The sequence below is a fragment of the Halalkalicoccus tibetensis genome (assembly GCF_037996645.1).
GTDB lineage: Archaea > Halobacteriota > Halobacteria > Halobacteriales > Halalkalicoccaceae > Halalkalicoccus > Halalkalicoccus tibetensis.
On record NZ_JBBMXV010000003.1, the window covers coordinates 226,173 to 251,123 of the forward strand.

Here is a 24,951-nt window from a genome sequence, read left to right on the forward strand (position 1 = left end):
TTGGTCGGGCGCGCTTCAGGTCCGATATGGATCCACGCATCCGCGAACACGCGGAGGTCATCGTCGACCACTCGACCGACATCGCCGAGGGCGACGACGTGATCGTCAGCGCGCCCGCCGTCGCAAGCGATCTGGTGGTCGCGCTCCACGAGGTGCTCGGCGATCGCGGGGCGAACCCGATCTCGCTCAACGCCAACGAGCGCGCGAAACGCGCCTTCCTTCGCGCGGCCGACGACGAGGAATTCGAGACCCCGGATCACGAGCAAGCGTTGATGGAGGAGACGGACGCGTTCATCCACCTCCGCGCGAACGAGAACGCCACCGAGACCAGCGACGTCGACCCCGAGACGACGGCGGCCTACTCGGTCGCCCAGCAGCCCATCCGGGAGGAACGCCTCTCGAAGCGCTGGTGTCTCACGCAGTTCCCCGCGCCCGCGAACGCCCAGCTCGCTGGAATGAGCACCGAGGCCTACGAGAACTTCGTCTGGGACGCGATCAACAAGAACTGGGACGAACAGCGCGAGTTCCAGGCGGAGATGGTCGAGATCCTCGACCCCGCAGACGAGGTCCGGATCGTCTCGGGCGACCGAACGGACGTCACGATGAGCGTCGCGGGCAACACCACCCTCAACGACTACGGCGAGAAGAACCTCCCGGGAGGGGAGGTCTTCACCGCCCCCGTCCCCGACAGCGTCGAGGGCTCGGTCTTCTTCGACAAGCCGCTCTATCACCAGGGCCGTGAGATCACCGAGGTCGCCCTCGAGTTCGAGGGCGGCGAGGTGGTCGAACATTCCGCAGGGCAGAACGAGGACCTTCTCACCGAGGTGCTGAACACCGACGACGGCGCGCGCCGGCTGGGCGAGCTGGGCATCGGGATGAACCGCGACATCGACCGGTTCACCTACAACATGCTGTTCGACGAGAAGATGGGTGACACGGTTCACATGGCCGTCGGGATGGCCTACGGCGAGTGCGTCGGCGAGGGGGTCGAGGAGAACGAGAGTGCGGTCCACGTCGACATGATCGTCGACATGAGCGAGGACTCGAGGATCGAGGTAGACGGCGAGGTCGTCCAGCGAAACGGTACCTTCCGATTCGAGGACGGGTTCGAGGAACGCGAGGCCTGAGCGGCGCAACGGCCTCGAACACGAACGGCGAACAAAGCGAGCCGTAAGAAACACGAGGCCTGAACTCCTTCCCCCTTCCTCCGACCCCTCTCTCACCGCCGCGGCGATCCGTCGTCCGGGGTCGCCCCGATTAGTTAACAACTCGACCCCGAATACGGGGGTAGTTTTACTAACGATCGGGGTTCGAGTAGCAGCACGATTTATTAACTCGGCACTCTTCCCGTAGAACGCTATGTCAGCCTGCTGCGAACCCGTCTGTACGTGTACCGGCACCTGTACCTGTGACAGCGACTGCACCTGCGACGACTGTTAGGACCGGCTTCGATTCGACGTATCGGAACGGTTACTGTTCTGCCATGTGTTTATAGTTCCCACGGTAGTAGCGACGGCCATGAGCGTCCTCGACCGAGTACGGGGGGTCCGCCAGGGACGATCCGTTCCCGAGCTCGCCCGAACGGCGCTGCGGTCGGTTCGCGCCCGTGCGAGCGACGCCTACTGGGCGACCCGCGGGGAACGGACCGTCACCGTCGCCGGCGTTCCGGCTACGTTCCGGCTCGCCGACCGCGACGACGCTCGGTTCCTGCGGCGCTTCCTCGCCATCGAGGGGACGATGATCGCGGACCTGCTTCGCGAGCTCCGCCCCGACGACGTCTTCTGGGACGTCGGCGCGGCCGGCGGTTTCTACACCTGCTTCGCGGGCAGGCTCCTCGACGACGAGCGCGTGGTCGCCTTCGAGCCCGACCCCGACGTGCGGGTGACCCTCCATCGGCGCCTCGCGGGCCGCGACGCCGACCCGCGGGTGTTCGACTGTGCCCTCGCGGACTCGACCGGAACGGGGACGCTCGGCAACCCGGGCCGCGAGCGCGAAAACTGGCAGGGGACCCCCTCGCTGGCGACCGAGCCCGGAACCGACGGCCTCGGGGTCGAGACGCGGGCCGGCGACGACCTCGTCGCCGCGGGGGAGGCCCCCCCACCGACCGTCGTGAAGATCGACGTCGAGGGCGCCGAATCACTGGTGATCGAGGGGCTTGCCGACTCGCTGGCCCGCGAGGACTGCCGGCTGGTCTACTGCGAGATCCACCGCGAGAGTGAGCGACGGCGCTCGACCGCCGACTACGGCTCCAGCCCGGAGGCAGTCGAGCGATCGCTCGCGGAGCTCGGGTTCAGCGTCGAGCGCCTCGAGGACCGGGGCGGCGAGTACCTAATCAAGGCCGAGAAGCGCTGATCAGGCGAGCCCGAACTCCCGGAGCACGTCCGCGAGCACGTGCGCCGCGAGCACGACCGCGCTGAACGCCGCGAGCGTCCGATCCACGGGCCGCAGCAGGGCGACGAGCGCGCCGCCGATCAGCAGGTGGGTCGCGATCCGCTCGCCGTGAATCGCCAGGTCGGGGAACACCAATTCCTGGTCGGTGAAGGCCCGGACGGGGTCCGAGACCGCCTTCGTGAAGTGTGACCAATCGCCGGCCTTCACCCGAGCGATGAGGAAGTGATCGAGATCGACGAACACGCTGAGGAGCAGGCCGTAGATCCAGAGGGCGATCTTCGCGGACAGCGACCGTTCGCGGGCGAGGAGGGCGGCGGCGAGCGCGCCGACGACCCCGCCGATCGCCGCGTGTTCGTGCGAGTACATACCACCGATTCCGCAACTCCGGACTTATAATTCGGTGCTTACGCGGTAGCCAGCAGCGTAGTTCTATATTCAGTAAACTCGTGAAACTCACAGTAAATACGGAGAATAACTGCATCAGTCCTCTCCCTTCACTGAGTCGGATATGATTGGTCACGGGCAACGACGGTCTCCGGTTCAAACTTGATAAGTCGGTAATCATCCGTATCGAACTCGACAAACATCTCAGGCCACTCGCTCTTCTCTTCTCCCAAATATTTCTGAAACAGACGCTCCGCTCGGTCTTCGTCATATGGTTTGAGAACCGCCTGCCCGCGCATCCCGACATGTTCGACGCGTCCTGTACTTGAATCGAAATCAACGATAGCGATCGCAGTTTGAGGATACTGGCTTACCCGATCAGGATACGACCGTCCACTCAACCGCGCGACATTCCAGATGATCTCCTCCTCCCACAGGAACCACAGCGGCGAGAGGCGAGGACCGTCGTCGGATTGTTGAGCGAAAAAACAAAAGAGTGGCTGGTCAAGAAACGCATCCACTTTCACATCAAGGGTATTCTCAACGATTTCCATAGATCCTGTTCCTTTCGAATCTCGAAACGTTAGTGGCTCTGTACATCAATCTGGTCCGAAGGCAGGCCTTGGGGCCTACCAGGGCTCGTGTTTGAACCCGAAGAGGTAGGCGAGCACGTTCGTGACGACGTGGAGGATCGGCGTGACGATCAGGACGACCAGCAGCAGCGCGAGGGTGAACACCATGACGAACCACTCGAAGGCGACGATCGCGGTCAGCAGGAGGGCCATCACGGCGAAGTCGAGCTGGTCGACGCCCAGAAGCGGCGCGCCGCGGTTCCGGCCGGTGCGCCGTTTGAGGAAGGAGGCGGCCATGTCGCCGAGCATCGCGCCCAGCGGCAGGGCGACCATCGCGGCCAGCGGGAAGGTCGGCACGCCAACGCCGAGCACGTCGATGGCCGTCGGCTGGAGGACGTTGAGCAGGTAGGCCACCCCCACGCCGACGAGCGTGCCGACGATCGTCCCGCGCCAGGTCTTGCCGTCGCCGAGGATCCGGCGGCCGTTCCAGGTCCGGCCGCCGTCGATCGGCGCGCCCCCGCCCGCGAGGACGGCGGCGTTGTTCGGTACGTAGGCGGGCAACATCACCCAGAAGGCGACGATCAGCAGTTCGAGCGGGCCCATACCGGTCCCGAGCGCCCCGGGGAGTTAATGTCCCACGGTTCGCCGCCGGGCGGTCCATCAATTAAAGTCCCCGACGACGAAGGGGTGGGTATGCTCCCGCCGATCGCCCGCCGGTTCGTCGCCGGCGAGACCCCCGCGACCGCCATCGAACACGTCCGACAGTGCAACGAGCGCGACGTCGGCGTCATCCTCAACCTCCTGGGCGAGCACTACGACGACCCCACCGAGGCCGACGACGACGCGCGGGCCTACGCCGCGCTGCTCGACGATCTCGCGGGCACGGGGCTCGACGCCTGCATCTCGGTCAAACCCACCCAGATCGGCCTCGACGTCAGCGAGGCACGCTTTCGGGACAACCTGCGAGGGATCGTCGACGCCGCCGACGAGCACGATCGGTTCGTCTGGGTCGACATGGAGGACCACACCACCACCGACGCGACGCTCGACGCCTTCGAGGAGTTCGTCGAGGCCCGAGGAGGGGGGATGGGCGTCTGCCTGCAGGCGAACCTGAAACGCACCCGCGACGACCTCGAACGACTCGAGGAGGTACCCGGAAAAATCCGGCTGGTGAAGGGCGCCTACGACGAGCCGCCGGCGATCGCCTACAAGAGCCACGAGCGGATCAACGAGGTCTACGAGGAGTACCTCGAGTACATGTTCGGGAACTACGACGGCGGGATCGCGGTCGGCAGCCACGACCCCGTGATGATCGACCGGGCGCGCGAACTGCACGACGCTCATGGAACGCCCTTCGAGATCCAGATGCTGATGGGCGTGCGCGAGGACGCCCAGACCGACCTCGCCCGCGAGTACGACGTCTACCAGTACGCCCCCTACGGCGACAAGTGGCTCTCGTATTTCTACCGCCGGATGATGGAGAGAAAGGAAAACGTAGGCTTCGCTCTGCGGGCGGTTCTGGGACGATGACCGTTCTGGGCCGATGAACAACCCTTTTAGGTCGGCCGCGCAAGGAGGGATCGATGTCGACATGGAAGCGGGACATGGCGAGCGGCCTGATCGTCCTCGTCCCGATCATCGTCACCGTCTGGGTGGTCTACTGGCTCTTCCGGTTCATCGCGAACCTCCCGTTGACCGAGACCATCGCCAACCCCGCGCTTCGCGTGTTCATCACGCTCGTCGTGTTCGTCCTCCTGGTCTTCGCCGTCGGCTACCTGATGCGGACGGCCATCGGCTCGCTGGTCGAGTCGGCGATCGACGGCGTGATGAACCGCGTTCCCGGCCTCCGCGTGGTGTACAATGCCTCGAAGATGGCCGTCGAGACCGCGCTGACGGGAACGAGCGACCTCCAGACCCCGGTGAAGATCAAGACCTGGAAGAACATCCGTATGACCGCCTTCAAAACGGGGAGGGAAGCCCCCGACGGCCGGAAGCTCCTCTTTCTCCCGACCGCCCCCAACATCACCAGCGGCTTCGTCATCGAGGTCGAAGAGGAGGACGTCATCGAGACCGACGAGACCGTCGAGGAGGCCCTCACGAGGATCCTCAGCGCCGGCTTCGGCGAGCGAAACGACAACCCCGCGGGGATCCCGATCGACGTCGTCGAGGAGCGACGCGACGGCGAGGAGCGCCCGACGACCGACTGATCAGTCGAGCGTCGGGTACTGCGCGTCGAGCAGCTCGCCCGCCCCCGCCGTCGCGTCCCTTTCGTCCTCGCTCCCGCTCCCGCTCTCCGCCCCCTCGGGGCTGACGCTGCCGGTCCGGTAGCCGTGCAGGTCGAGGGTGACGTGCTCGAAGCCCAGGTCCTCCATGTGCGCGCGGGTCGCCCGGACGAACTCCATCTCCAGGGCCTCCTCGAGCTCCTCGGGCGCGATCTCGATGCGCGCGAGCCCGTCGTGATCGCGCACCCGGAACTGCTCGAATCCCCATCCACGGAGGAGGGCTTCGGCCTTGTCGACGCGGGTCAGGCGTTCCTCCGTCACCTCGATCCCGGTCGGAATCCTCGACGAGAGGCAGGCCATCGAGGGCTTGTCGGCGACCGACAGCCCGTAGACGTCGGCGATTTCTCGGACCTCCTCCTTGCTGATGTCGTGATCCAGAAGCGGGGAGCGGGCGTCGAGCTCCGCGACCGCCTGCAGGCCCGGGCGATGTCCCTCGCCGGGGTCGGAGGCGTTGGTGCCGTCACACACTACGGGGATCCCCAGCTCCTCGGCCTTCTCGAACATCTTGCCCAACCGCATCGACCGGCAGTGATAGCAGCGGTCGCCGTCGTTCTCGACGAAGTCGGGACTGTCGAGCTCCGAGAACTCCACGATCTCGTGGCGGATCCCGATCTCCCCGGCGACGCGTTTCGCGTCCTCGAGTTCGGCCTCGGGGAGCGTCTCGCTTTTGGCGGTGCAGGCGACGGCGTCCTCGCCAAGCGCGTCGTGGGCGATGGCGGCGACGGCGCTGGAGTCGACCCCGCCCGAGAAGGCGACGAGCACCCCCTCGTGCTCCGTGAGGTCCGCGCGGGCGGCGGCCAGTTTCTCCTCTGCGGACATGCCCGCCCTTGCGCGCCCGCGGACAAAAGCCGTGCGGGTCCCGCTCCCGGCAGCCTCAGGCCAGCCGTTCATACTCCCGGCCGTCCATCCTCCCGATATGACCGACTACGCCGTCCACGAACCCGAGTACTCGGGTACGACCGACGACGAGTGGGACGACCCGCGGCTGAACGACTTCGACACCGACGACCTCGGCGAGGTCGCCGAGCACTTCCTGCTGTCGGCCTCGGGCTTCCCGCCCGAGAACTTCTCGGACCTGAAGGCCCCGGTCGTCGACCCCGAGGGGAAGCTCAACCTGAACGCGCTGCAGACGGCCCACGGCGGCGCCCACAGCGTCGAGGCGATCGACGACATCGACGACGGGACCGTCGGGGAGACGAAGGACCTGCTCGAGGAGCTCGCGAGCGAGGAGTTCGACCACGATCTGGGCGAGTGACGCCGGCCGAGAGGTTTTTGCCGGTCGCCCGGTAGGTGTCGGTCGATGGAGTTCGAGTCGATCCCCGGGGTGGGCGCGAAGACCGCGAGCGCCCTCGCCGAGGTCGAGGGTGCCGAGCGCGCGCTGCGCGAGGGCGACGTCGCCCACCTCGCGGGCGCGCCGGGGATCAGCCAGGGGCGGGCCGCCCGGATCGCCCGCGGCGCGATCCGCCGCGAACACGACGACTCCTCGCGGCTGTTGCGCACCGACCGTGCCCGCGAGATCCACCGCGAGCTGCTCTCGCTGCTGCAGGAACGGGCGATCACCTCGTATGCGAAGCGCCGCCTCGAGACGTTCTACCCCTCGGCCTCGCCCTCCCGGATCGAGGAGGTTCGGGAGTTCGCCGAGCGGGCGATCGAGCGCGAACCGGACCCCGAGGCCCGCGAGGCGCTCGCGGGGGTCGAACCGCTCGAGGCCGCCCGCGACGTGCGGGTCCGTGACCGCTGTCTGGTCACGAACGACGCCGAGACGCTGGCCGCAGCGCGCGAGGCGATCCCCGAGCTACCAGTGGAAGTGGTCGAGGACGCTCGCGGGCTCGCGGAGCTCGCGCGGGGCTACTCGACGGTGATCGCGCTCGACGAGACGTTCACGGGCGTCGAGGTCGACGGCGACGTGCAGGTCCGGCCCGACGCGCTCGCCGACCCGGTCGAGGTCGTCCCCGAGCGCGTCCTCTCGTTTTTCGCCGCCAACCGCGAGTCGATCCGGGCGGCGGTCGCGGTCCACCGCGCCGCCGACATGGAGCCGCCCTGCGACCTCAGGGCGCTCGACGACGCCCTCTCGCGATTGGGCCCCGACGGCGAGGTCCGCGACGACGAGGAGCTCGAACGCCTTTCGACGGCCGTCGACGACCTCGACGCGAGCGTCCACACCGCGGAAAGCGTCGCCAACGACCACCTCCGGACGGCGATCGAGGAGCGCGACGTGACCATCGAGGGCACCGACCTGCTCTCGCTTGCCGAGCGGGGTGCGGGGATCGACTCGCTGCTCTCGCGGGAGCTGGCCGACGAGTACGACGCCGCCGTCGAGGCCGCCCGCGAGCATTTGATCGACGCGCTCGCGCTCGACTCCGGCGAGAGCGAGATCGCCCGGAACGCCTTCCCCGAGGAGCCGACGTTTCCGGTCGAACACGACGAGGATGTGGTGGGACGGCTGCGCGAGGAGCTGGTCGCGGCCAAGGAGCGTCGGGCGACTCGCGGCAAACGCGAGCTCGCCGACGCGCTCACGGAGCTGCGCGAGCCGGCGGCGGCGCTGGTGCGGGCAGCGCTCGAACTCGACGTCGAGCTGGCCGTCTCGCGCTTCGCCCGCGAGTTCGACTGCACGATGCCGGAGTTCGTGGAGGACGGAGTGACGATCGAGGGCGGGCGCTCGCCGCTGCTCGCCGAGCCCCTGGAGGTGATCGAGCCCGTCGACTACTCGGTCTCGGGCGTGACGCTGCTCTCGGGGGTCAACAGCGGCGGGAAGACCTCGACGCTGGACCTGGTCTGCGCGGTCGTGATCCTCGCGCAGATGGGGCTGCCGGTCCCTGCCGACCGCGTCCGACTCCGGCGCTTCTCGGAGCTGCACTACCACGCCAAGACGCAGGGAACGCTCGACGCGGGCGCCTTCGAGGGCACCGTGAAGGAGTTCGCGGACCTCGCCGCGGGCGGCGAGGGGCGGCTGGTGCTGGTCGACGAACTCGAGAGCATCACCGAGCCCGGTGCGAGCGCGAAGATCATCGCCGGCATCCTCGAGGCGCTCGGCGAGACCGACACCACGGCGGTGTTCGTCTCGCATCTCGCCCGGGAGATCCGGGCGGCCGCCGACTGCGAGCTCGCGGTCGACGGGATCGAGGCGGTCGGGCTGGAGGACGGCGAACTGGTGGTGAACCGCTCGCCGGTCAAGGACCACCTCGCGCGCTCGACGCCGGAGCTGATCGTCGAGAAGCTCGCCCGTGAGGAGGGGACGGCCATTTATGACCGCCTGCTGGAGAAGTTCGAGCCATGAACCGCGAGAGCACCCTCTACGAGGTCGCCCATTTCGCCGCCGTGGTCGGCCTCGCGTACGCCGCGCTGTTCGTCGCCGACGCCGCCGGCGTCACCGCCCTCTGGGCCGAGCTGCTGATCGCGCTGGCCGTCGGCGTGAGCTACGTCGTCGCCGTCCTCTCGCTCGGGCTCGCGCCGCCCTCGTGGCGCGGGGAGTAGCCGAGCGAACGATTGAATAGCCCGGCGAGCGTGGTGAAAGTGATGGTCGACGACCCCGAGGAGGGGATGCTCTCGTGGGACGAGTCGGTCTTTCGGGACGAACGGGTCTTCGAGATCGACTACGTCCCCGAGACGTTCAAACACCGCGAGACGCAGTTACAAAGCCTCCAGTACGCGCTGCGGCCCGCCGTCCGGGGGTCGCGTCCGCTGAACGCGCTGGTCCAGGGCCCGCCCGGCACCGGCAAGACGACGGCGGTCCAGAAGCTCTTCGGCGAGCTCTCGGGCCGCTCGGGCGTTCGTACCGTCCGGGTCAACTGTCAGGTCGACTCGACGCGCTACGCGGTGTTCTCGCGGCTGTTCGAGGGTATCTTCGAGTACGAACCACCCTCCAGCGGGGTGTCGTTCAAGAAGCTGTTCGGTCAGGTCGCCGATCGCCTGGTCGAGGAGGACGAAGTGCTCGTGGTCGCGCTCGACGACGTGAACTACCTCTTCTACGAGAACGAGGCGAGCGATACGTTGTACTCGCTGCTTCGCGCCCACGAGGCCCATCCCGGAACGCGCATCGGCGTGGTCGTGATCTCCTCGGACCTCGCGCTCGACACCATCGAGGAGCTCGACACCCGCGTCCAGAGCGTCTTCCGGCCCGAGGAGGTCTACTTCCCGGTCTATGACGCCGGCGAGATCGTCGACATCCTCGACGAGCGGGTTACCCGTGGCTTTCACGACGGCGTCATCTCCACGACGGTCCTCGACCGGGTCGCCGAGCTCACCGCCGAGAGCGGCGACCTCCGGGTGGGGATCGACCTGCTCAGGCGCGCGGGGCTGAACGCCGAGATGCGCGCGAGCCGCACGGTCGCCGCCGAGGACGTCGAGGAGGCCTACGAGCAGTCCAAATACGTCCACCTCTCGCGCAGCCTCCGGGGGCTCTCCGAGAGCGAGGCCGCGCTCGTCCACGTGCTGATCGAGCACGACGGCGAGCAGGCCGGCGCCGTCTACGAGGCGTTCGCCGACGAGACCGACCTGGGTTACACCCGCTACTCGGAGATCGTCAACAAGCTCGACCAGCTCGGAGTCCTCGAGACGACCTACGAGGGCACCGAGGGACGCGGGCGCTCGCGCACCCTCTCGCTGGCCTACGACCACGAGGCCGTCGAGGCCCGGCTGGACTGACTCAGTTCCTGTCCTCGCTTCCGTCCCCGTCCCGCTTCTGGGACCCCGCTTTCGCGTCCTCCGAACCGGGGAGCCGATCGCTGCCGGCACCCGACCCCTTCTCGTCCATGGGTTCGGTCGTCTCCGAGCCGTGTGAGCCGGTGGCGTCGCGCGCCGCCTCGTCCCCGCGGTAGCGCCACGTCCCGCCCTCGCGCTCGACGCCGGGAAGCTCCGCGAGCAGCGCGCCGATGCGGTCGTACCACTCCTCGGCCGACCCGAACCCGGCGGGGTGGTCGTCGTGGAGGGCAGCGATCCGCTCCTCGTCGGCCTCGCCGTCGTCGGCGAGGAGGGCGAACGCGGCGTGGACCGCCGCGCGTTCATCCCTATCGAGGTCGAGCGACTCGAGGGCGTGTTTCGCGTCGCCGTAGGGCGCGTCGTCGTCGGGACCATGTCGGCCGTCGACGCTCGGCTCGTCGACGCCCGGTCGGCCCGCGTAGTGCCACGCCCCGTCGTCCGCCGGCTCGATCTCCGGTAGGTCCGCGAGCCGGTCCCCGACGAGGTCGTCCCACCACGCCTCCGAGGAGTCGTAGCCCGCCGGCTGCTCGCTGTAGACGGCGTCGCGGATCTCGTGGGCGCTCGCCTCGCCCCAGTAGGAGAGGAAGGCGAACGCGCCCCGGAGCGCCGCGGCCCGGTCGGGCGCCAGGTCGGCGTCCTCGAGGGCGGCCTCGACCTCGTCGGGCGCGTCGATCCGGTCGTCCGCGCTCGCGTCGCCGGGGGCCTCGATCACCCGCCGGCCGCTGTCGGTGAGCTCGTAGCCGTCCTCGCCGTCGACGACCAGCCCGCTCTCGGCGAGCGCGTCGAGCCGCTCGGCGGGGTCGTCGAACCCGTCGAGCTCCGCGGCGGTTCGTGGCCCGTTCGCGAGTCGTTCGAGGACGGTCCTGTCGGCGTCGTCGAGCGTCGGGGTCTCCATACTCGGCCCGAGAGCGCCGAGCCGGTTAGCTGTTGGTGGAGTTCAGGCCGCCATCTCCCGACACGTCTCGGCGCACTCGCGCAGCTTCTCCGCACAGAGCTGACAGTGGTCGTCGTCGTGTTGCTCGCACTCCTCGGCACATTCCTCGCAGGCCTCCGCGCAGGTCGCCGCGAGCTCGGCGTGGTAGCCCGAATCGCGCGCCATGAACCGGGCGTGCAGCGTCGTCAGGTCCGCGACGTCGCGACAGAGCCGGATACAGCGGGCCATCTCCTCGCCCTCGCCCGCACAGGCGTCCGCACACCACTCGCAGGCCTGGGCGGCCTCCAAACAGTTGTCCATACACTCGCTCATCTCGTCGTCCAGGTGGTCGATCTCGGTAAGTGCCATCGCGTTCGGACGGACGGCGGCATAGTTTACCGCGATTTCGCTTGCGATGGCACCCCGCCGGACGGTCGAACCCTTCGGAACCGAAACCCCGGCCGGGCCGAGAGAGGGCTCGCGAGGGGCTGATCCCGGTACGGGACGTCCCTTCGATCCCGAAGCGGAGTGCGACGACTGAAACGCTTTTTTCCCCGGGAAGCGACCGCCCGCGCATGAAGACCACCGGCGGGAGCGAGGCGGCGAAGCGGGCGGCGGGCGAACGCGCCGCCGAACTCGTCGAGGACGGAGCGGTCGTCGGCCTCGGCACCGGCTCGACGGCGGCCCACGCGATCCGCGCGCTCGGCGAGCGGGTCGGGCAGGGCCTCGACCTCCGGGGGATCCCCACTTCCTATGGATCGGCGGACCTCGCCCGCGAGGCCGGGATCGAGCTCGTGACGCTCGACGACGCGCTCCCCGACGTCACGATCGACGGGGCCGATCAGATCGCCGGCTTCGACCTGATCAAGGGCGGCGGGGCGGCCCACACACGGGAAAAACTGGTCGACAGTGCCGCAAAGCGGTTCGTCGTCGTCGCCGATCCCTCGAAGGAGGTCGAGAGCCTCGATCACCCCGTCCCCCTGGAGGTGCTCCCGTCGGCCCGCGAGCCCGTCTCGCGGGCGGTCGCGGGGCTGGGCGGCGAGGCCGAGCTCCGGGGTGCCGAACGGAAGGACGGCCCCGTCGTCACCGACAACGGTAACCTCGTGCTGGACTGCGATTTCGGGCGAATCGAGTCGCCCGCCGAGCTCGGCGACGAGCTCTCGGCGATCCCGGGCGTCCTCGAGCACGGGCTGTTCGTCGGGCTGGCGGACGACGTGCTCGTCGGCACCGACGGGGGCGTCGAGGAGCGACGTCGCTAACGCCGAGGCTTACGCTGGTCGGCGCGAATAAACTGAGAAGGGCGTGGTGGCAGCGGTTACAGGTCGCGGGGCTGCACCGTCTTCCGGTCGTTGTCCTCGGCACGACGGGCCGCGTCGTCGAGCAGCTCCTCGACTTCCTCGTCGAGCGCGTCGTAGAAGTCGGAGGAGACGTTGTGGTCGGACAGTGCTTCCTTTACGGCGGCTTTGACGATCAGGTCTGCCATACAGTCGGGCCTTTTCCTGCCGCGTTTATAAGCTTTCGTAAATCGGCGCGTTCTGAAGGCGACGAATAGGAATAGCTGGGGGTCTACCCCCCGAATATGGGACTTCGAGACATTCTTGAACGAGTTTCGTCGGGCGAATTAAGCCCGGAGGAGGCTCAGGCACGCCTCGCGGGCTACGCGACCACCGACGCCGGCCGGTTCGACGCCGCACGCGAGCGCAGGCGCGGCATCCCCGAGGCGGTCTTCGCGCCCGGCAAGACCGTCGAGGAGGTCGCCGCGCTCGTCGGAACCGCCCTCGACACCACGGGGCGGGCGATCGTCACCCGGCTGGGCAGCGAGGACGCCGCGGTCATCGAGGCGGGCGTCGAGGGGGAGGCGACCTACCACGAGCGGGCACGCTGTCTGGTCGTCCACGGCGGGGGGTTCGAGCCTCCCGAGATCAGTGCTACGGTGGGGATCGTCACCGGCGGCACGGCCGACCGCGAGCCCGCGGGCGAGGCGGCCGTGATCGCCCGGGAGATCGGCGCGTCGGTCGAGCGCGTCGAGGACGTCGGCGTCGCGAACCTCACGCGGGTCGTCGACCAGCTCGACCGGCTCCGGGAGGCCGACGTCCTGATCGTCGCCGCCGGCCGGGAGGGCGCCCTTCCCACGGTGGTCGCGGGCCTCGTCCCCGCCCCGGTGATCGCCCTGCCGGTCTCCAGCGGCTACGGCTTCGGGAGCGACGGCGAGGCGGCCCTGCTCGGAACCCTCCAGTCGTGTACCGTCCTCTCGACGGTGAACGTCGACGCGGGCTTCGTCGCGGGGGCACAGGCGGGCCTGATCGCCCGATCGATCGCGGCCGCACGGCCGTGATTTCCTTCATCGAAAAGTTTCACGTCCTCTCCGCAGCATTTGCTTTCTGTATCTGATATATAGATCGCCTCATCACCAACTATCCTTCGCGAAACGCGGATACAGGACTAGTTATGGAAAGGGTATTTACCGAGTCCTCCCTTACTGCTAGCTGCCGGCATGGCGGACCTGCCGGTTGAACCCGATGCCACACTGCAACCACTGCGAAGCGCACGTCTCCGAGCGGTTCGAGCGCGTGTTCGCCGACGAGAACGGGCACATCCTCGCCTGTCCCAGCTGTTCGGCGAACGCGGGCATAGCGGAGGCCGCGAGGCTCCGTGCGCGAAAGGCATAACTGCCCCTGACGTCACCCGTACCGTACGGAAATCACCACGCGAAGCCTTCTATGACACATCACGTCTACCTGCTGGAGTGTGCAGACGGCAGCCTCTATACCGGCTACACCACCGACGTCGAGCGACGCGTCGCCGAGCACGACGCCGGCGAGGGCGCCAAATACACCAGGGGTCGGACGCCCGTCTCGCTGGTCCACACCGAGTCCTTCGAGACGCGGTCGGCGGCGATGTCCCGCGAGTACGCGATCAAGCAGCTCTCGCGGAACGAAAAGGAGTCGTTGGTCGACTACTGAGCCGTCTCGGTGTGCTCGGTGATCGGCTCGGGGTCGATGAAGGCGTACTCGACGGCCTGGCGGCCGAGCTTCCGGACCCGCTTTTCGAGCGCGGGGTCGACGAACTCCTCCTCCGAATCGAACTGGTCGCTCGCGTTCCTGATCCCGACCTGGTGGGGTAGCGTCCAGCCGTGCATCGCGCGCACGCTCGCCCGGAGGTGTTCGAGGGTCGGCCCGAAGGTCCCCCCGCCCGCGACCGCGAGCAATCCCGTAGTGGTGTCCTCGAACTCGTCGAACCCGCAGTAGTCGAGCGCGTTCTTCAGTGCCGAGGAGATCGTGCCGTGGTAGACGGGCGTCCCGAGCAGGACCGCGTCGGCCTCGCGGATCTCGCGCATGAGCTCCTCGGCGTCGGCGGTGTTCTCGGCGTCGGGGTCGTAGACCGGCAGGTCGTACTCCCGGAGGTCGAGCAGCTCGACCGACGCGCCGGCCTCCCGGGCGGCGTCGAGGGCGTGTTCGAGCGCGAGGCGGGTGTAGCTGCCGTCCCGGAGGCTGCCGGCGACCGCGACGACGCGTGGCTCTTCCATACCGTCCCGTCGGGGACCGGGAAGGAAAACGACACCGGAGTACCCCGCCGATTTTTCTTCCCCGGCGATGAGGTCCGTACATGGACGAGATCAGCTTCGGGACCGACGGCTGGCGCGCGACCCTCGACACCTTCACCGCCCCGCGGGTCCGGATGGTCGGACAGGCGGTCGCGACCCACCTCGAGGAGGAGGGGCTGGCCGGCCCCGTCGGCGTCTGTTACGACGCCCGCGAGTCCTCGCCGGGCTTCGCCGAGGAGCTCGCTCGGGTGCTCTGTGCGAACGGCTTCGACGTCGTGATGCCCGAGCGCGACCGGCCCACCCCGCTGCTCTCGTGGAACATCGTCGAGCGAGAGCTCGCCGGCGGGCTGATGCTCACCGCCTCGCACAACCCGCCCGAGTACAACGGCGTGAAGTTCATTCCCTCCGACGGCGCCCCTGCGCTCCCCGAGATCACCGGATCCATCGAGGCGAACCTCGCGGAGCCCGAACCCCTGCCCGAGGAGGAGTGGGGCTCGGTCCGGCGGGTCGACTTCGTCACCCCACACGCCGATCAGGCCCTCGATCTCGTGGGGGAGGACGTCGATCTGACCGTGGCCTACGACGCGATCCACGGCAGCGGCCGCGGGGTCACCGACAGCCTGCTCAAGCGCGCGGGCGTCGACGTGATCCGCCTGCGCTGCGAGGACGACCCGACCTTCGGCGGGGTCTCGCCCGAACCCACCGAGGAGAACCTCGCGGAACTGATCGAGCGCGTCACGGAGGGCGAGGCCGAACTCGGAGTGGCCAACGACGGCGACGCCGATCGGATCGCGGTCGTCACGCCCGAGCGCGGCCTGCTGAACACGAACCTGCTGTATGCGGCGCTCTACGACTACCTGCTCGAGACCGATTCGGGGGCGGCCGTCCGGACGGTCTCGACGACGTTCCTCGTCGATCGGATCGCGGAAGCCCACGGCGAGCGGGCGATCGAGGTGCCGGTCGGGTTCAAATGGGTCGCCGACGCGATGGTCGCGGAGGACGCCCTGATGGGCGGCGAGGAGTCGGGGGGGTTCTCGATCCGCGGCCACGTCCCCGAGAAGGACGGCGTGCTGACGGCGCTGCTGGCGGCCGCGGCCCACGACGAGGACCCCCTCGACGACCGTGTCGACCGCCTGCTCGCCGAACACGGCGAGATCCACCAGGGCCGCGTGAGCGTCGACTGTCCCGACGAGGAGAAGGCCCGAACGCTCGACGCCCTATCGGAGTCGATCCCCGAGGCCGTCGCCGGCGAGCGCGTCGAGGACGTCAACACCGCCGACGGGTTCAAGCTCCTGCTCGAGAGCGGCGCGTGGCTGCTGGTCCGGCCCAGCGGCACCGAGCCCAAACTGCGGGTCTACGCCGAGGCCGAGGAGGAGGGTCGCGTCGAGGCGCTGCTCGACGCCGGAAGCGAGCTCGTGCGCGAGGTCCGTTGATAATCGACTGATATCAACTAGTTATATCACCGACGGAGGCGAAGCCGGCCCATGGCGTTCAGCGACGCGTTGCTCGAACTCGGCGAACCGATCTGGGCAGCCCAGAAGGACCACCCCTTCGTGACGGAGCTGGCGGCCGGCACCTTAGAGGAGGAGGCGTTCCTCCACTGGGTGCGCCAGGACTACCGCTACCTGCTCGACTACGCCCGGACCTTCTCGGTGGCGGGCGCGCGGGCCAGGGACGAGGAGACGATGACCCACCTGATGGGCGTCGCCCACACCGTGCTCGACTACGAGATGGACCTCCACCGGGAGTTCGCCGCCGAGTACGGGATCGACCCCGCCGAGCTCGAGACGGTCGAGAAAGCGCCGACCTGTCGGGCCTACGGGGACTTCCTGGTGCGGACGGCCCACGAGGGGAGCCTCGCGGAGATCGCCGCCGCGATCTACCCCTGCGGGCAGGGCTATCTGGACGTCGCGGCCCACATGGCCGAGCTGAGCGAGGAGGAACACCGCTATACGCCCTTCATCGAGAAGTACACCGACGAGGAGTTCGTCGAGGCCGTCGACTGGATGCGGGAGTTCGTCGACCGCTGTGGCGAGCGCTACCCCGGCGAACACGAGGCGATGGAGGAGGCGTTCCTCACGAGCGCCCGCCTTGAGGGCGAGTTCTGGGAGATGGCCTACACGCAGGAGGGGTGGGAGCTATGAGCGACTCCGAAGCGTTCGACGGCGAGGGCCGGTTCAGCGACTGGCTCCGCGAGCGTTCCGAACCCGCCTGGGAGGAGGCGACCCGCCACCGCTTCGTCGAGGAGCTCGGCGACGACACCATCGACGACGCGGTCTTCGAGCGCTACCTCGTCCAGGACTACGCGTTCCTCGAACTCGGCGCGCGGACGACCGCACTCGCGGTCAGCCAGGCGCCGTCGATGGACGAGATGGCGCGGTTGAGCGAGCAGCTCTCAGTGCTCACCGGCAGCGAGAACGACTACTTCGAGCGGGCGTTCGCGGAGCTGGGGGTGCCCGAGAACGAGTGGCGCAAGCCCGAGCTCGAAGGGGTGACCCGCGCATTCACCGACTTCATGCTCCGGGCGGCCCACGAGGGGAGTTATGCAGAGAGCCTCTCCACCACTCTCGCCGCCGAGTGGGTCTATCTCGAGTGGGCGCGCCACGTCGCCGACCGCGAGCCCGAGCGCTGGTATCTCGACGAATGGATCGAGATCCACGTCGTAGACGAGTTCGAGGAGTACGTGGAATGGCTCCGCGGGGAGCTCGACGACCACGGGCCGGAGCTCTCCCCGCGCCGACAGCGACGGGTGGCCGAGCTCTTCGAGCGGACGGTCGACCTCGAGGTCGCGTTCTTCGACATGGCCTACGACATCGAGTCCTGAGCGGGCAGCCGGCCCCGACACCGTTTCTCGCTATCCATCCCATCGCTTTCCTCGCCTGCTCCACTCTCCTCACACTCGACCGCAAACCCCAGCGACTCGTAGAAGGGACGGACGGCGGGGCGGAACTCCGTGGTGAGCGGGCCGCGCTCGGCGGCGCGTCTCACGAGGGCCGAACCGATTCCGTTCGCCCGGTGGCGTCGGACCACCGCGACCGCTGCGACGTGGGTTCCCTCGAGGACGAGCGCGCCGCGGACGTGTCCATTCTCGCTCGCGACCAGCGCGTCGCCCCGCGCGATCGCCTGACGCACCTTCCCGGGCTCGATCTCCAGCAGTGCCCCTTCGAGTACTCGCATGACGTCGTCTACCTCCGTTTCGCGGGCCTCGCGGATCATCCGCCCTTGATCAGTCGCAGGACCTGCACTTGCTGCGCGTCGGCGGGCTGGTCCTCGGGGACGGGCCGGCCGTCGACCATGACGCTCACCTCGTGGGGGCTCAGGTCGAGCTCGGAGAGGAGATCCGCGTAGGTGGGCTCCGGGAGGCTGAGGTCGTACGTGTCCTCGCCGACGACCTCGACGGTGACGTCCATACCTCGCCTACCCCCGCGAGGGGTTTCAGGCTGTCGCGGACGGCTCGCGGGCCCGTGCGTCGTCGTATCGGCCGTACAGCACGAGAACGAGCGCGCCGAGCCCGAGGAGGAGGACGAGGAGCTCGACGAGCCCGCCGAGGAACGGGATCGATCCTACCAGTGCGACGACGACCAGCCCGACGACCAGCGCGACCCAGCGGTTCTCGGCGTCCGCGAGCGAGAGCAGCCACGCCCCGAGCGCGAACCGGCCGTAGACCGACCCGACCCACAGCAGGACGAGGAAGAGGAGGAAGCCGGCCAACGAGAGCGGGATGCCGACGACGGTGACCGCGACGAGCCCGAGCGCGATCGGGATCCCCACGAGCGCGAGGGCGCCGACGCCGCCGCTCTTGGGCGCCGCCTCCCGCGCGGTGCGCGCGAGGTCCCCCGAAAACCAGGGGAAGGCCGCGAGCAGGATCGCGCCCAGCACGAGGTTGACCAGCAGCCAGTAGAGCGGCCCCAGCCACGTCGGCGGGGCGGGCAGCTCGCCGATCGGTCCCGGGACGGGCCCGGAGGTCGACTCCTCGCTCACGCTCCCGGCGACCTCCGCGTCGGGATGCTGGTTCAGCTCCCCACCGTAGCTCAGGTCGCCGCCGACCGCCGCCTCGGGGCCCAGGCTGACGCTGCCCGCCGCGGCCTCGACGTCGCCGACCACCTCGCCCTCGATCGCGACGTTGCCGCCCGCCGCCGAGAGCGCGCCGACGCTCGCGCCCTCCCCGATCGTGACGTTGCCGGCCGCGGCACCGACCTCGCCGCCCACGTCGCCGGCCACACGGACGTTGCCCGCGAACGCCTCGGCGTCGTCGGTCACCTCGCCTTCGATCAGCACGTCGCCCCCGAAGGCGGTCAGGTCGCCGTCGACCGTTCCCTGAACGACGACCGTGCCCCCGAAGGCCCTCAGGTCGCCGTCGACGGTCTCGTCTTCCCCGACGATGACGGCCTCGCCCGTTCGCGTCTCCTGGGCAGCGGCGACGCCGGAGAACAGCGAGAGCACGACCACCACGACCGCCATCAGCGCGAGCACCCGTCTCATGGGGAGTGCAGGCTTCGGCCGGGAATATAGTTGTTGGGGAGCCTACACCCGACCGTCTCGGGGAGTTTATCACGGCCGCAGCGCGTGGATCGGGTATGAGCGAGAGCGAGGCTGGCGGCGCCGCGGGACCCGGCCGCGAGGAGATCTGGGTCGAGAAGTACCGGCCCGATACCCTGGAGGAGGTGATCGGCCAGGAGGAGATCACCGACCGGCTGAAGCGCTACGTCGAGCGCGACGACCTGCCCAACCTGCTGTTCTCGGGCTCCGCCGGCATCGGCAAGACCACGTGTGCGACCGCCATCGCCCGCGAGGTCTACGGCGACGACTGGCGGGACAACTTCCTCGAGTTGAACGCCTCCGACGACCGCGGGATCGACGTCGTGCGGGGCCGGATCAAGGAGTTCGCGCGCGCGAGCTTCGGCGGCTACAACTACCGAATCATCTTCCTCGACGAGGCCGACTCGCTGACCTCTGACGCCCAGTCCGCTCTCAGGAGAACGATGGAACAGTTCTCCTCGAACACGCGGTTCATCCTCTCGTGTAACTACTCCTCGAAGATCATCGACCCGATCCAGTCGCGCTGTGCCGTCTTCCGGTTCTCGCCGATCTCCGACGAGGCCGTCGGCGAGCGGATCCGCGAGATCGCCCACACCGAGCGGATCGAGCTCACCGACGGGGGCGTCGAGGCGCTGGTCTACGCCGCGGACGGCGACATGCGCCGGGCGGTGAACTCCCTGCAGGCCGCCGCGGTCATGGGCGAGACCGTCGACGAGGACGCCGTCTACACGATCACCGCCACCGCCCGCCCCGCGGAGATCGAGGCGATGGTCACGAGCGCGCTGGAGGGCGACTTCACGGGCGCCCGCGCCACCCTCGACGACCTCGTCTCGAACAAGGGGCTCTCGGGCGGGGACATCATCGACCAACTGCATCGCTCGGTCTGGGACCTCGGGCTCAGCGACCGCGAGGCGGTGCGCACCCTCGATCGGATCGGCGAGACCGACTATCGCATCACGGAGGGCGCGAACGAGAAGATCCAGCTGGAGGCGTTTCTGGCCTCGCTCGCGCTCGCCGACGAGAGCTGAGCACGCTCCTTTCTACCCGCCCGCCGGCTCACCCGGGCCCGAGGCCCCGCCGTTCCGACCGCTCCGCCAGTGGCCGACCATCGCGCCGGCACCCAGCCCCACGACGACCGCCATCGCCGCGACGTTGACCAGCGGGATCAGATAGAGGACGCTGACGACGACCGAGCCGACGACGAGCGCGAGCCATCGGTTCGGCTCGCCGCTACCGAACCGCCGCAGCAAGGTGAATCCGGCCACGATCGACCCGATCACGTCCGCGAGCGTCACGAAGACCATCCCGCCGACCAAGAGGGCCACCAGCACGAGCATCCCGAGGAGGTCGACGACCGGCTCGCCGCCCCCGATCTCGCCGACCACCGCCACCACGAGCAGGGCGACGATCGTGAGGACGAACCCGCCGATCAGCGTCGCGATCCCGACCGCGCCCGACCTGACCGGCGCGTCGTAGATCCGCCGCTCCAGGGCCTCGACGTACGGCGTCGAGACCGCGAGCACGACCGCCCCGACGACGATCGTGAAGGCGGCCATGACGCCGACGATCAGTGTGAGTCCGACGAGGAGCAACGCGCCGTCGGCTTCGGTCCCGGTCTGTGCGACGGCGGACCCGGGGAGTAGCGCCGGAAGCGTTACCAGCGAACCAAGCGTTCGACGGGAGGACATATCGCTGTGTTTTCGCAACTACTCAAAGCGTTTGTGGCCGTGCCCCTCGCTTGACCCTCAGCGTTTCTCGAAGTCCTCGAGGTCGCCCTGTGGGTTCCCGATCTCGACCTCGACGTCCTCGACCTCGGCCTTGATCGGGCCCGTCCGACACCACTCGAGCATCGCTTCGACGTCCTCCTCGCTGCCCTCGAAGACCCCCTCGACGCGGCCGTCGTCGAGGTTGCGGATCCAGCCGGTGAGGTCGTGGGCGCGGGCGGTCTCGTGGGCGTTGTCCCGGAAGTGGACGTCCTGGACGTTCCCCTCGATGAACACGTGGACTCGGGATTCTGGCATTCCCCGGACTTCCGGTTCCCCTTTCAAATTCCCCGGACTTCCGGTTCCCCTTTCAAAACCCTTCGCCCGTCAGTCGCAACGTTTCCGACGATCGAATCGCCGGAATACGGCCCCCTCACATGTGCAAGCCAACCGTTTATTGAAATGCCCGGTGTCGTTCCAAGCGGAGATCACAATGACTGTCGAGAACACCGAGGACCTGTTCGTCGAGGGGCTACAGCACATCTACTACACCGAGCAGCGGCTGCTCGACGCGCTCGAGGAGCTCGAGAGCACCTCCAGTACGGAGGAGCTCCAGAGCGGCTTCTCGGAGCACCGCTCGGAGACCGAGGAGCAGATCGAGCGCCTCGAGCAGGTCTTCGAGGCCGTCGGCCAGGAGCCCGAGGCCGCCGAGGACCCCGTCATCGAGGGGATGATCGAGGCTCACGAGGAGTTCGTCGAGCAGGAGCCGAGCGACGGCGCGCTCGACCGGTTCAACATCGCCGCGGGCCAGAAGTCCGAGCACTACGAGATCGCCTGCTACGGCAACCTCACGCCGCTGGCCGACCAGCTCGGCCTGGACGAGGCCGCCGACCTCCTCGAGCAGAACATGCGCGAGGAGCAAGAGGAGCTCGACACCCTCGCGGAGATGGGCGAGGAGTTCGACTACGGCCGCATCGAGGCGTAGTCGCTCCGCTCCCCGATCGGATCGCTCGTTTTTTGCAACCACGTTGAATACCGTAAGATCAGTCCCGTGATCCCGATTCGGCCGTTCTGATGGTGGGTGCGCAACAGTTTTACCGCCCGATTGGCCACTAGCGGTATCATGAGTGCGCTCGAAGCCGAATACCGCCTCGAGTATTTCGAGGAGAACGACTTCGTCAGGCGGGAGTGTCCGGAGTGTGGGGCCCACTTCTGGACGCGCGATCACGAGCAGGAGCTCTGTGGGGAGCCGCCGTGTGTCGACTACTCCTTCATCGACAACCCGGGGTTCGAGGGGGAGTACTCGCTGGAGGAGATGCGCGAGAACTTCCTCTCCTTTTTCGAGGAACAGGACCACGAGCGGGTCGAGCCCTACCCGGTCGCCGCGAACCGCTGGCGCGACGACGTCCTGCTGACCCAGGCGTCGATCTACGACTTCCAGCCGCTGGTGACGAGCGGGAAGACGCCCCCGCCGGCCAATCCCCTCACCATCTCCCAGCCCTGCATCCGGATGCAGGACATCGACAACGTCGGGAAGACGGGCCGGCACACGATGGCCTTCGAGATGATGGCCCATCACGCCTTTAACACCCAGGAGGACGTCGATCCCGACGAGTACGCCTATTATGGGGAAGTCTACTGGAAGGACCGGACGGTGGAGTACTGCGACGAGTTCTTCACCTCCCTGGGTGCCGATCCCGAGGAGATCACCTACATCGAGGACCCGTGGGTCGGCGGCGGCAACGCCGGCCCCGCCATCGAGGTCATCTACCGCGGCGTCGAGCTCGCCACCCTCGTCTTCATGTGCATGGAGCAGGACCCCGAGGGCGACTACGAGCTCAAGGACGGCAACCGCTACTCCTACATGGACACCTACATCGTTGACACGGGCTACGGGCTCGAACGCTGGACCTGGGTGTCCCAGGGAACTCCTACTGTGTACGAGGCGATCTACCCCGAGATGATAGAGTTCCTGACCGACAACGCCGGGATCACCCACACCGAGGAGGAGGCCGCCCTGCTCCACGAGGCCTCGAAGCTCGCGGGCCACATGGACATCGACGAGGCGGAGGACATGGAGAGCGCCCGCGGGGAGATCGCGGCGGGCGTCGGCGTCGACGCCGACGAGCTCGAGGCGCTGATGGAGCCGATGGAGGCGGTCTACGCCATCGCCGACCACTGCCGAACCCTCGCATACATGCTCGGCGACGGGATCGTCCCCTCGAACGTCGCGACGGGCTATCTCGCGCGGATGGTCCTCCGTCGCACGAAACGCCTCTGTGATACTGTCGGAGTGGACGCCCCGCTCGACGAGCTCGTCGACATGCAGGCCGAACGGCTGGGCTACGAGAACCGCGACACCGTCCGCGACATCGTGCGCACGGAGGTCGAGAAATATAGGGAAACGCTCGAACGTGGCGGCCGGCGCGTCGAGGGGCTCGCCGAGGAGTACGCCGAGCGCGGCGAGCCGATTCCGACCGAGGAGCTGCTCGAACTGTACGATTCGCACGGGATCCAGCCCGATATGGTCGAGGAGATCGCGACGGAGGCCGGCGCTCGCGTCGAGGTGCCCGACGACTTCTACAGCCTGGTCGCGGGCCGCCATGACGCGGGCGAGGCGATGCGCGACGTCGAGGAGCGCGACGAGCGCGCCGCCGACCTCCCCGACACGGAGAAGCTCTACTACGACGACTCGGTGGGTACCGACTTCGAGGCGGTGATCCTCGACGTGATCGAGCGCGCGGAGGGCTACGACGTCGTCCTCGACCAGACGATGTTCTACCCCGAGGGCGGGGGCCAGCCCGCCGACCACGGAACGCTCTCGACCGACGACGGCAGCTACGAGGTCCGGGACGTCCAGGAACGCGAGGGCGTCGTCCTCCACCGGGTGGACGAGGAGCCCGAGAAGGGCGCGTTCGTCCGCGGGCGGATCGACCCCGAGCGCCGGCGCAGCCTGATGCGCCACCACACCGCGACCCACATCGTCGGCCACGCCACCCGCGAGGTGCTCGGCGAGCACATCCGCCAGGCCGGCGCACAGAAGGGGACCGATAGCGCCCGGCTCGACGTGCGCCACTACGACCGGGTCGGCCGCGAACAGGTGATCGAGATCGAGCGGGTCGCCAACGAGCTGGTGACCGACGACGTCTCGGTGACCGAGGAGTGGCCCCACCGCAACGAGGCCGAGGCCGAACACGGCTTCGACCTCTATCAGGGCGGGATCCCGCCGGGCGAGCGCATCCGGCTGATCCACGTCGCCGAGGACGTCCAGGCCTGCGGGGGCACCCACGTCTCCCGTACCGGCGAGATCGGCGCGATCAAGGTGCTCTCGACCGAGCGGGTCCAGGACGGGGTCGAGCGCCTGACCTTCGCGGCGGGCGACGCGGCGATCCGCGCGACCCAGCGCACCGAGGACGCCCTCTACGAGGCCGCCGAGGTCCTCGACGTCTCGCCCGAGGAGGTGCCCGACACCGCGGAACGGTTCTTCGAGGAGTGGAAGGCGCGCGGGAAGGAGATCGAGGCGCTCACCGAGGAGCTCGCCGAGCTGCGCGCCGGCGAGGGCGAGGAGGTCGACGTCGGCGGGGCGACCGCGGTGATCCAGCGCATGGACGCCGACAGCGACGAGCTCCGGGCGACCGCCAACGCCCTGGCGAGCGAGGGGAAGGTCGCCGTGCTCGGCAGCGGCGCGAGCGGCGCGCAGTTCGTCGTCGCCGCCCCCGAGGGGACGGGGATCAACGCCGGCGAGGTCGTCGGCGAGCTCGCGGCGACCGTCGGCGGCGGCGGCGGCGGCCCCGCGGACTTCGCGCAGGGCGGCGGGCCCGATACCGACAAGCTCGACGAGGCGCTCGAGTCCGCGCCCGAGGTCCTCAGGCGCGTCCGCAACGCGTAGAACGGCTCGTTTTCGCCATTCGAATCGAAGTTCGGA

The 24,951-nt window shown here is 68.5% G+C and carries 31 protein-coding genes; 18 read left to right on the forward strand and 13 right to left on the reverse strand.

Annotated elements, in window-relative coordinates:
• The first annotated feature begins 26 nt into the window (after positions 1 to 26).
• Together WOA58_RS09605 and WOA58_RS09610 are read left to right on the forward strand one after the other, a co-directional pair.
• On the forward strand, positions 27 to 1,127 hold the full coding sequence (locus WOA58_RS09605; RefSeq protein ID WP_340603977.1) for an aminopeptidase: 1,101 nt from the start codon (positions 27 to 29) through the stop codon (positions 1,125 to 1,127).
• 391 nt (positions 1,128 to 1,518) lie between these two features.
• Positions 1,519 to 2,352, forward strand: a complete 834-nt coding sequence (locus WOA58_RS09610; protein WP_340603978.1) for an FkbM family methyltransferase — start codon at positions 1,519 to 1,521, stop codon at positions 2,350 to 2,352.
• Here WOA58_RS09610 and WOA58_RS09615 read toward each other — a convergent pair whose 3' ends face one another.
• From WOA58_RS09615 to WOA58_RS09625, 3 genes are all read right to left on the reverse strand, one after another.
• The gene (locus WOA58_RS09615; RefSeq protein ID WP_340603979.1) at positions 2,353 to 2,757 is read right to left on the reverse strand and encodes a hypothetical protein; all 405 of its coding nucleotides are present in this window, start codon (positions 2,755 to 2,757) and stop codon (positions 2,353 to 2,355) included. It lies immediately after the preceding gene.
• A gap of 128 nt (positions 2,758 to 2,885) precedes the next feature.
• Complete coding sequence (locus WOA58_RS09620) at positions 2,886 to 3,329, reverse strand: pyridoxamine 5'-phosphate oxidase family protein (RefSeq protein ID WP_340603980.1); 444 nt, start codon at positions 3,327 to 3,329, stop codon at positions 2,886 to 2,888.
• Between the two features lie 75 nt (positions 3,330 to 3,404).
• On the reverse strand, positions 3,405 to 3,950 hold the full coding sequence (locus WOA58_RS09625) for a CDP-2,3-bis-(O-geranylgeranyl)-sn-glycerol synthase (RefSeq protein ID WP_340603981.1): 546 nt from the start codon (positions 3,948 to 3,950) through the stop codon (positions 3,405 to 3,407).
• Positions 3,951 to 4,040: 90 nt separating this feature from the next.
• On the opposite strand from WOA58_RS09625, the gene WOA58_RS09630 reads away from it, so the two are divergent.
• Both WOA58_RS09630 and WOA58_RS09635 read left to right on the forward strand, forming a co-directional pair.
• Positions 4,041 to 4,877: a proline dehydrogenase family protein gene (locus WOA58_RS09630; RefSeq protein WP_340604588.1), complete on the forward strand. Its 837-nt coding sequence runs from the start codon at positions 4,041 to 4,043 to the stop codon at positions 4,875 to 4,877.
• Positions 4,878 to 4,930: 53 nt separating this feature from the next.
• Positions 4,931 to 5,554 (forward strand): DUF502 domain-containing protein, encoded by a 624-nt coding sequence (locus WOA58_RS09635; RefSeq protein ID WP_340603982.1) that lies wholly within the window; start codon positions 4,931 to 4,933, stop codon positions 5,552 to 5,554.
• Here the strand turns inward: WOA58_RS09635 and larE are convergent, their stop codons facing one another.
• A complete protein-coding gene (gene larE / locus WOA58_RS09640; protein ID WP_340603983.1) occupies positions 5,555 to 6,448 on the reverse strand; it encodes an ATP-dependent sacrificial sulfur transferase LarE in 894 nt (297 codons plus the stop codon).
• Positions 6,449 to 6,545: 97 nt separating this feature from the next.
• Here larE and WOA58_RS09645 point away from each other — a divergent pair, with 97 nt between their 5' ends.
• From WOA58_RS09645 to WOA58_RS09660, 4 genes are read left to right on the forward strand one after another with little or no spacing between them, the layout of a single operon-like run.
• Complete coding sequence (locus tag WOA58_RS09645) at positions 6,546 to 6,884, forward strand: hypothetical protein (RefSeq protein ID WP_340603984.1); 339 nt, start codon at positions 6,546 to 6,548, stop codon at positions 6,882 to 6,884.
• Between the two features lie 45 nt (positions 6,885 to 6,929).
• Positions 6,930 to 8,906, forward strand: a complete 1,977-nt coding sequence (locus WOA58_RS09650) for a MutS-related protein (RefSeq protein ID WP_340603985.1) — start codon at positions 6,930 to 6,932, stop codon at positions 8,904 to 8,906.
• The gene (locus WOA58_RS09655) at positions 8,903 to 9,103 is read left to right on the forward strand and encodes a hypothetical protein (RefSeq protein ID WP_340603986.1); all 201 of its coding nucleotides are present in this window, start codon (positions 8,903 to 8,905) and stop codon (positions 9,101 to 9,103) included. Before WOA58_RS09650 ends, WOA58_RS09655 begins: the two co-directional genes overlap by 4 nt.
• Before the next feature lie 42 nt (positions 9,104 to 9,145).
• Positions 9,146 to 10,273 carry an ORC1-type DNA replication protein gene (locus WOA58_RS09660; protein ID WP_340603987.1) on the forward strand — a complete coding sequence of 376 codons (1,128 nt, stop codon included), beginning with the start codon at positions 9,146 to 9,148 and terminating at the stop codon, positions 10,271 to 10,273.
• Position 10,274: 1 nt separating this feature from the next.
• On the opposite strand, the gene WOA58_RS09665 is transcribed toward WOA58_RS09660, so the two are convergent.
• Entirely contained in the window at positions 10,275 to 11,222 is a 948-nt protein-coding gene (locus WOA58_RS09665; protein ID WP_340603988.1) for a hypothetical protein, read from the reverse strand.
• Positions 11,223 to 11,264: 42 nt separating this feature from the next.
• On the reverse strand, positions 11,265 to 11,609 hold the full coding sequence (locus tag WOA58_RS09670) for a four-helix bundle copper-binding protein (protein WP_340603989.1): 345 nt from the start codon (positions 11,607 to 11,609) through the stop codon (positions 11,265 to 11,267).
• A 206-nt stretch (positions 11,610 to 11,815) separates the two neighbouring features.
• Here WOA58_RS09670 and rpiA point away from each other — a divergent pair, with 206 nt between their 5' ends.
• Positions 11,816 to 12,499, forward strand: coding sequence for a ribose-5-phosphate isomerase RpiA (gene rpiA, locus WOA58_RS09675; RefSeq protein ID WP_340603990.1), 684 nt, complete (start codon positions 11,816 to 11,818; stop codon positions 12,497 to 12,499).
• 56 nt (positions 12,500 to 12,555) lie between these two features.
• On the opposite strand, the gene WOA58_RS09680 is transcribed toward rpiA, so the two are convergent.
• A complete protein-coding gene (locus WOA58_RS09680; RefSeq protein WP_122088781.1) occupies positions 12,556 to 12,723 on the reverse strand; it encodes a DUF1931 domain-containing protein in 168 nt (55 codons plus the stop codon).
• A 96-nt stretch (positions 12,724 to 12,819) separates the two neighbouring features.
• Here WOA58_RS09680 and larB point away from each other — a divergent pair, with 96 nt between their 5' ends.
• The 3 genes from larB to WOA58_RS09690 all read left to right on the forward strand — a co-directional run bounded on the left by larB (position 12,820) and on the right by WOA58_RS09690 (position 14,203).
• On the forward strand, positions 12,820 to 13,575 hold the full coding sequence (larB, locus tag WOA58_RS09685) for a nickel pincer cofactor biosynthesis protein LarB (protein WP_340603991.1): 756 nt from the start codon (positions 12,820 to 12,822) through the stop codon (positions 13,573 to 13,575).
• 184 nt (positions 13,576 to 13,759) lie between these two features.
• Positions 13,760 to 13,909: a DUF7563 family protein gene (locus tag WOA58_RS19185; protein WP_461782288.1), complete on the forward strand. Its 150-nt coding sequence runs from the start codon at positions 13,760 to 13,762 to the stop codon at positions 13,907 to 13,909.
• A gap of 51 nt (positions 13,910 to 13,960) precedes the next feature.
• Positions 13,961 to 14,203: a GIY-YIG nuclease family protein gene (locus WOA58_RS09690; RefSeq protein ID WP_340603992.1), complete on the forward strand. Its 243-nt coding sequence runs from the start codon at positions 13,961 to 13,963 to the stop codon at positions 14,201 to 14,203.
• Here the strand turns inward: WOA58_RS09690 and WOA58_RS09695 are convergent.
• Positions 14,197 to 14,766, reverse strand: a complete 570-nt coding sequence (locus tag WOA58_RS09695; RefSeq protein WP_340603993.1) for an NADPH-dependent FMN reductase — start codon at positions 14,764 to 14,766, stop codon at positions 14,197 to 14,199. The genes WOA58_RS09690 and WOA58_RS09695 overlap by 7 nt on opposite strands.
• Positions 14,767 to 14,846: 80 nt before the next feature.
• Between WOA58_RS09695 and WOA58_RS09700 the strand changes: the two genes are divergently transcribed.
• From WOA58_RS09700 to WOA58_RS09710, 3 genes are read left to right on the forward strand one after another with little or no spacing between them, the layout of a single operon-like run.
• Positions 14,847 to 16,217, forward strand: a complete 1,371-nt coding sequence (locus tag WOA58_RS09700) for a phosphoglucomutase/phosphomannomutase family protein (RefSeq protein WP_340603994.1) — start codon at positions 14,847 to 14,849, stop codon at positions 16,215 to 16,217.
• A gap of 51 nt (positions 16,218 to 16,268) precedes the next feature.
• Positions 16,269 to 16,928 carry a thiaminase II gene (gene tenA, locus WOA58_RS09705; RefSeq protein WP_340603995.1) on the forward strand — a complete coding sequence of 220 codons (660 nt, stop codon included), beginning with the start codon at positions 16,269 to 16,271 and terminating at the stop codon, positions 16,926 to 16,928.
• Positions 16,925 to 17,608 (forward strand): TenA family protein, encoded by a 684-nt coding sequence (locus tag WOA58_RS09710; protein ID WP_340603996.1) that lies wholly within the window; start codon positions 16,925 to 16,927, stop codon positions 17,606 to 17,608. Before tenA ends, WOA58_RS09710 begins: the two co-directional genes overlap by 4 nt.
• Here the strand turns inward: WOA58_RS09710 and WOA58_RS09715 are convergent.
• From WOA58_RS09715 to WOA58_RS09725, 3 genes are read right to left on the reverse strand one after another with little or no spacing between them, the layout of a single operon-like run.
• Positions 17,590 to 18,000, reverse strand: a complete 411-nt coding sequence (locus WOA58_RS09715) for a GNAT family N-acetyltransferase (protein WP_340603997.1) — start codon at positions 17,998 to 18,000, stop codon at positions 17,590 to 17,592. The two genes, WOA58_RS09710 and WOA58_RS09715, sit on opposite strands and share 19 nt — an antisense overlap.
• On the reverse strand, positions 17,997 to 18,194 hold the full coding sequence (samp2, locus tag WOA58_RS09720; RefSeq protein ID WP_340603998.1) for a ubiquitin-like small modifier protein SAMP2: 198 nt from the start codon (positions 18,192 to 18,194) through the stop codon (positions 17,997 to 17,999). Before samp2 ends, WOA58_RS09715 begins: the two co-directional genes overlap by 4 nt.
• A 25-nt stretch (positions 18,195 to 18,219) precedes the next feature.
• Positions 18,220 to 19,266: a polymer-forming cytoskeletal protein gene (locus tag WOA58_RS09725; protein ID WP_340603999.1), complete on the reverse strand. Its 1,047-nt coding sequence runs from the start codon at positions 19,264 to 19,266 to the stop codon at positions 18,220 to 18,222.
• A gap of 95 nt (positions 19,267 to 19,361) precedes the next feature.
• On the opposite strand from WOA58_RS09725, the gene WOA58_RS09730 reads away from it, so the two are divergent.
• Entirely contained in the window at positions 19,362 to 20,351 is a 990-nt protein-coding gene (locus WOA58_RS09730; RefSeq protein ID WP_340604000.1) for a replication factor C small subunit, read from the forward strand.
• Positions 20,352 to 20,363: 12 nt separating this feature from the next.
• Here the strand turns inward: WOA58_RS09730 and WOA58_RS09735 are convergent, their stop codons facing one another.
• Both WOA58_RS09735 and WOA58_RS09740 read right to left on the reverse strand, forming a co-directional pair.
• Positions 20,364 to 21,011, reverse strand: coding sequence for a hypothetical protein (locus tag WOA58_RS09735; RefSeq protein WP_340604001.1), 648 nt, complete (start codon positions 21,009 to 21,011; stop codon positions 20,364 to 20,366).
• A 57-nt stretch (positions 21,012 to 21,068) separates the two neighbouring features.
• On the reverse strand, positions 21,069 to 21,344 hold the full coding sequence (locus WOA58_RS09740) for an acylphosphatase (protein ID WP_340604002.1): 276 nt from the start codon (positions 21,342 to 21,344) through the stop codon (positions 21,069 to 21,071).
• 175 nt (positions 21,345 to 21,519) lie between these two features.
• On the opposite strand from WOA58_RS09740, the gene WOA58_RS09745 reads away from it, so the two are divergent.
• The gene (locus tag WOA58_RS09745) at positions 21,520 to 22,011 is read left to right on the forward strand and encodes a YciE/YciF ferroxidase family protein (protein ID WP_340604003.1); all 492 of its coding nucleotides are present in this window, start codon (positions 21,520 to 21,522) and stop codon (positions 22,009 to 22,011) included.
• Positions 22,012 to 22,149: 138 nt separating this feature from the next.
• Entirely contained in the window at positions 22,150 to 24,915 is a 2,766-nt protein-coding gene (gene alaS, locus WOA58_RS09750) for an alanine--tRNA ligase (protein WP_340604004.1), read from the forward strand.
• Positions 24,916 to 24,951 lie beyond the last annotated feature (36 nt).

What these genes read in the sequence shown, in the direction of transcription:
- WOA58_RS09635 (WP_340603982.1), top strand. Translation starts at nt 4,931, where the DNA reads ATGTCGACATGGAAGCGGGACATGGCGAGCGGCCTGATCGTCCTCGTC.
- rpiA (WP_340603990.1), top strand. Translation starts at nt 11,816, where the DNA reads ATGAAGACCACCGGCGGGAGCGAGGCGGCGAAGCGGGCGGCGGGCGAA.
- WOA58_RS09670 (WP_340603989.1), bottom strand. Translation starts at nt 11,609, where the DNA reads ATGGCACTTACCGAGATCGACCACCTGGACGACGAGATGAGCGAGTGT.
- WOA58_RS09650 (WP_340603985.1), top strand. Translation starts at nt 6,930, where the DNA reads ATGGAGTTCGAGTCGATCCCCGGGGTGGGCGCGAAGACCGCGAGCGCC.
- WOA58_RS09700 (WP_340603994.1), top strand. Translation starts at nt 14,847, where the DNA reads ATGGACGAGATCAGCTTCGGGACCGACGGCTGGCGCGCGACCCTCGAC.
- alaS (WP_340604004.1), top strand. Translation starts at nt 22,150, where the DNA reads ATGAGTGCGCTCGAAGCCGAATACCGCCTCGAGTATTTCGAGGAGAAC.
- WOA58_RS09620 (WP_340603980.1), bottom strand. Translation starts at nt 3,329, where the DNA reads ATGGAAATCGTTGAGAATACCCTTGATGTGAAAGTGGATGCGTTTCTT.
- WOA58_RS09655 (WP_340603986.1), top strand. Translation starts at nt 8,903, where the DNA reads ATGAACCGCGAGAGCACCCTCTACGAGGTCGCCCATTTCGCCGCCGTG.
- WOA58_RS09715 (WP_340603997.1), bottom strand. Translation starts at nt 18,000, where the DNA reads ATGATCCGCGAGGCCCGCGAAACGGAGGTAGACGACGTCATGCGAGTA.
- WOA58_RS09645 (WP_340603984.1), top strand. Translation starts at nt 6,546, where the DNA reads ATGACCGACTACGCCGTCCACGAACCCGAGTACTCGGGTACGACCGAC.
- WOA58_RS09725 (WP_340603999.1), bottom strand. Translation starts at nt 19,266, where the DNA reads ATGAGACGGGTGCTCGCGCTGATGGCGGTCGTGGTGGTCGTGCTCTCG.
- WOA58_RS09610 (WP_340603978.1), top strand. Translation starts at nt 1,519, where the DNA reads ATGAGCGTCCTCGACCGAGTACGGGGGGTCCGCCAGGGACGATCCGTT.
- tenA (WP_340603995.1), top strand. Translation starts at nt 16,269, where the DNA reads ATGGCGTTCAGCGACGCGTTGCTCGAACTCGGCGAACCGATCTGGGCA.
- WOA58_RS09625 (WP_340603981.1), bottom strand. Translation starts at nt 3,950, where the DNA reads ATGGGCCCGCTCGAACTGCTGATCGTCGCCTTCTGGGTGATGTTGCCC.
- WOA58_RS09735 (WP_340604001.1), bottom strand. Translation starts at nt 21,011, where the DNA reads ATGTCCTCCCGTCGAACGCTTGGTTCGCTGGTAACGCTTCCGGCGCTA.
- WOA58_RS09690 (WP_340603992.1), top strand. Translation starts at nt 13,961, where the DNA reads ATGACACATCACGTCTACCTGCTGGAGTGTGCAGACGGCAGCCTCTAT.
- samp2 (WP_340603998.1), bottom strand. Translation starts at nt 18,194, where the DNA reads ATGGACGTCACCGTCGAGGTCGTCGGCGAGGACACGTACGACCTCAGC.
- WOA58_RS09660 (WP_340603987.1), top strand. Translation starts at nt 9,146, where the DNA reads ATGGTCGACGACCCCGAGGAGGGGATGCTCTCGTGGGACGAGTCGGTC.
- WOA58_RS09695 (WP_340603993.1), bottom strand. Translation starts at nt 14,766, where the DNA reads ATGGAAGAGCCACGCGTCGTCGCGGTCGCCGGCAGCCTCCGGGACGGC.
- WOA58_RS09605 (WP_340603977.1), top strand. Translation starts at nt 27, where the DNA reads ATGGATCCACGCATCCGCGAACACGCGGAGGTCATCGTCGACCACTCG.
- larB (WP_340603991.1), top strand. Translation starts at nt 12,820, where the DNA reads ATGGGACTTCGAGACATTCTTGAACGAGTTTCGTCGGGCGAATTAAGC.
- WOA58_RS09615 (WP_340603979.1), bottom strand. Translation starts at nt 2,757, where the DNA reads ATGTACTCGCACGAACACGCGGCGATCGGCGGGGTCGTCGGCGCGCTC.
- larE (WP_340603983.1), bottom strand. Translation starts at nt 6,448, where the DNA reads ATGTCCGCAGAGGAGAAACTGGCCGCCGCCCGCGCGGACCTCACGGAG.
- WOA58_RS19185 (WP_461782288.1), top strand. Translation starts at nt 13,760, where the DNA reads ATGCCACACTGCAACCACTGCGAAGCGCACGTCTCCGAGCGGTTCGAG.
- WOA58_RS09665 (WP_340603988.1), bottom strand. Translation starts at nt 11,222, where the DNA reads ATGGAGACCCCGACGCTCGACGACGCCGACAGGACCGTCCTCGAACGA.
- WOA58_RS09745 (WP_340604003.1), top strand. Translation starts at nt 21,520, where the DNA reads ATGACTGTCGAGAACACCGAGGACCTGTTCGTCGAGGGGCTACAGCAC.
- WOA58_RS09680 (WP_122088781.1), bottom strand. Translation starts at nt 12,723, where the DNA reads ATGGCAGACCTGATCGTCAAAGCCGCCGTAAAGGAAGCACTGTCCGAC.
- WOA58_RS09730 (WP_340604000.1), top strand. Translation starts at nt 19,362, where the DNA reads ATGAGCGAGAGCGAGGCTGGCGGCGCCGCGGGACCCGGCCGCGAGGAG.
- WOA58_RS09740 (WP_340604002.1), bottom strand. Translation starts at nt 21,344, where the DNA reads ATGCCAGAATCCCGAGTCCACGTGTTCATCGAGGGGAACGTCCAGGAC.
- WOA58_RS09630 (WP_340604588.1), top strand. Translation starts at nt 4,041, where the DNA reads ATGCTCCCGCCGATCGCCCGCCGGTTCGTCGCCGGCGAGACCCCCGCG.
- WOA58_RS09710 (WP_340603996.1), top strand. Translation starts at nt 16,925, where the DNA reads ATGAGCGACTCCGAAGCGTTCGACGGCGAGGGCCGGTTCAGCGACTGG.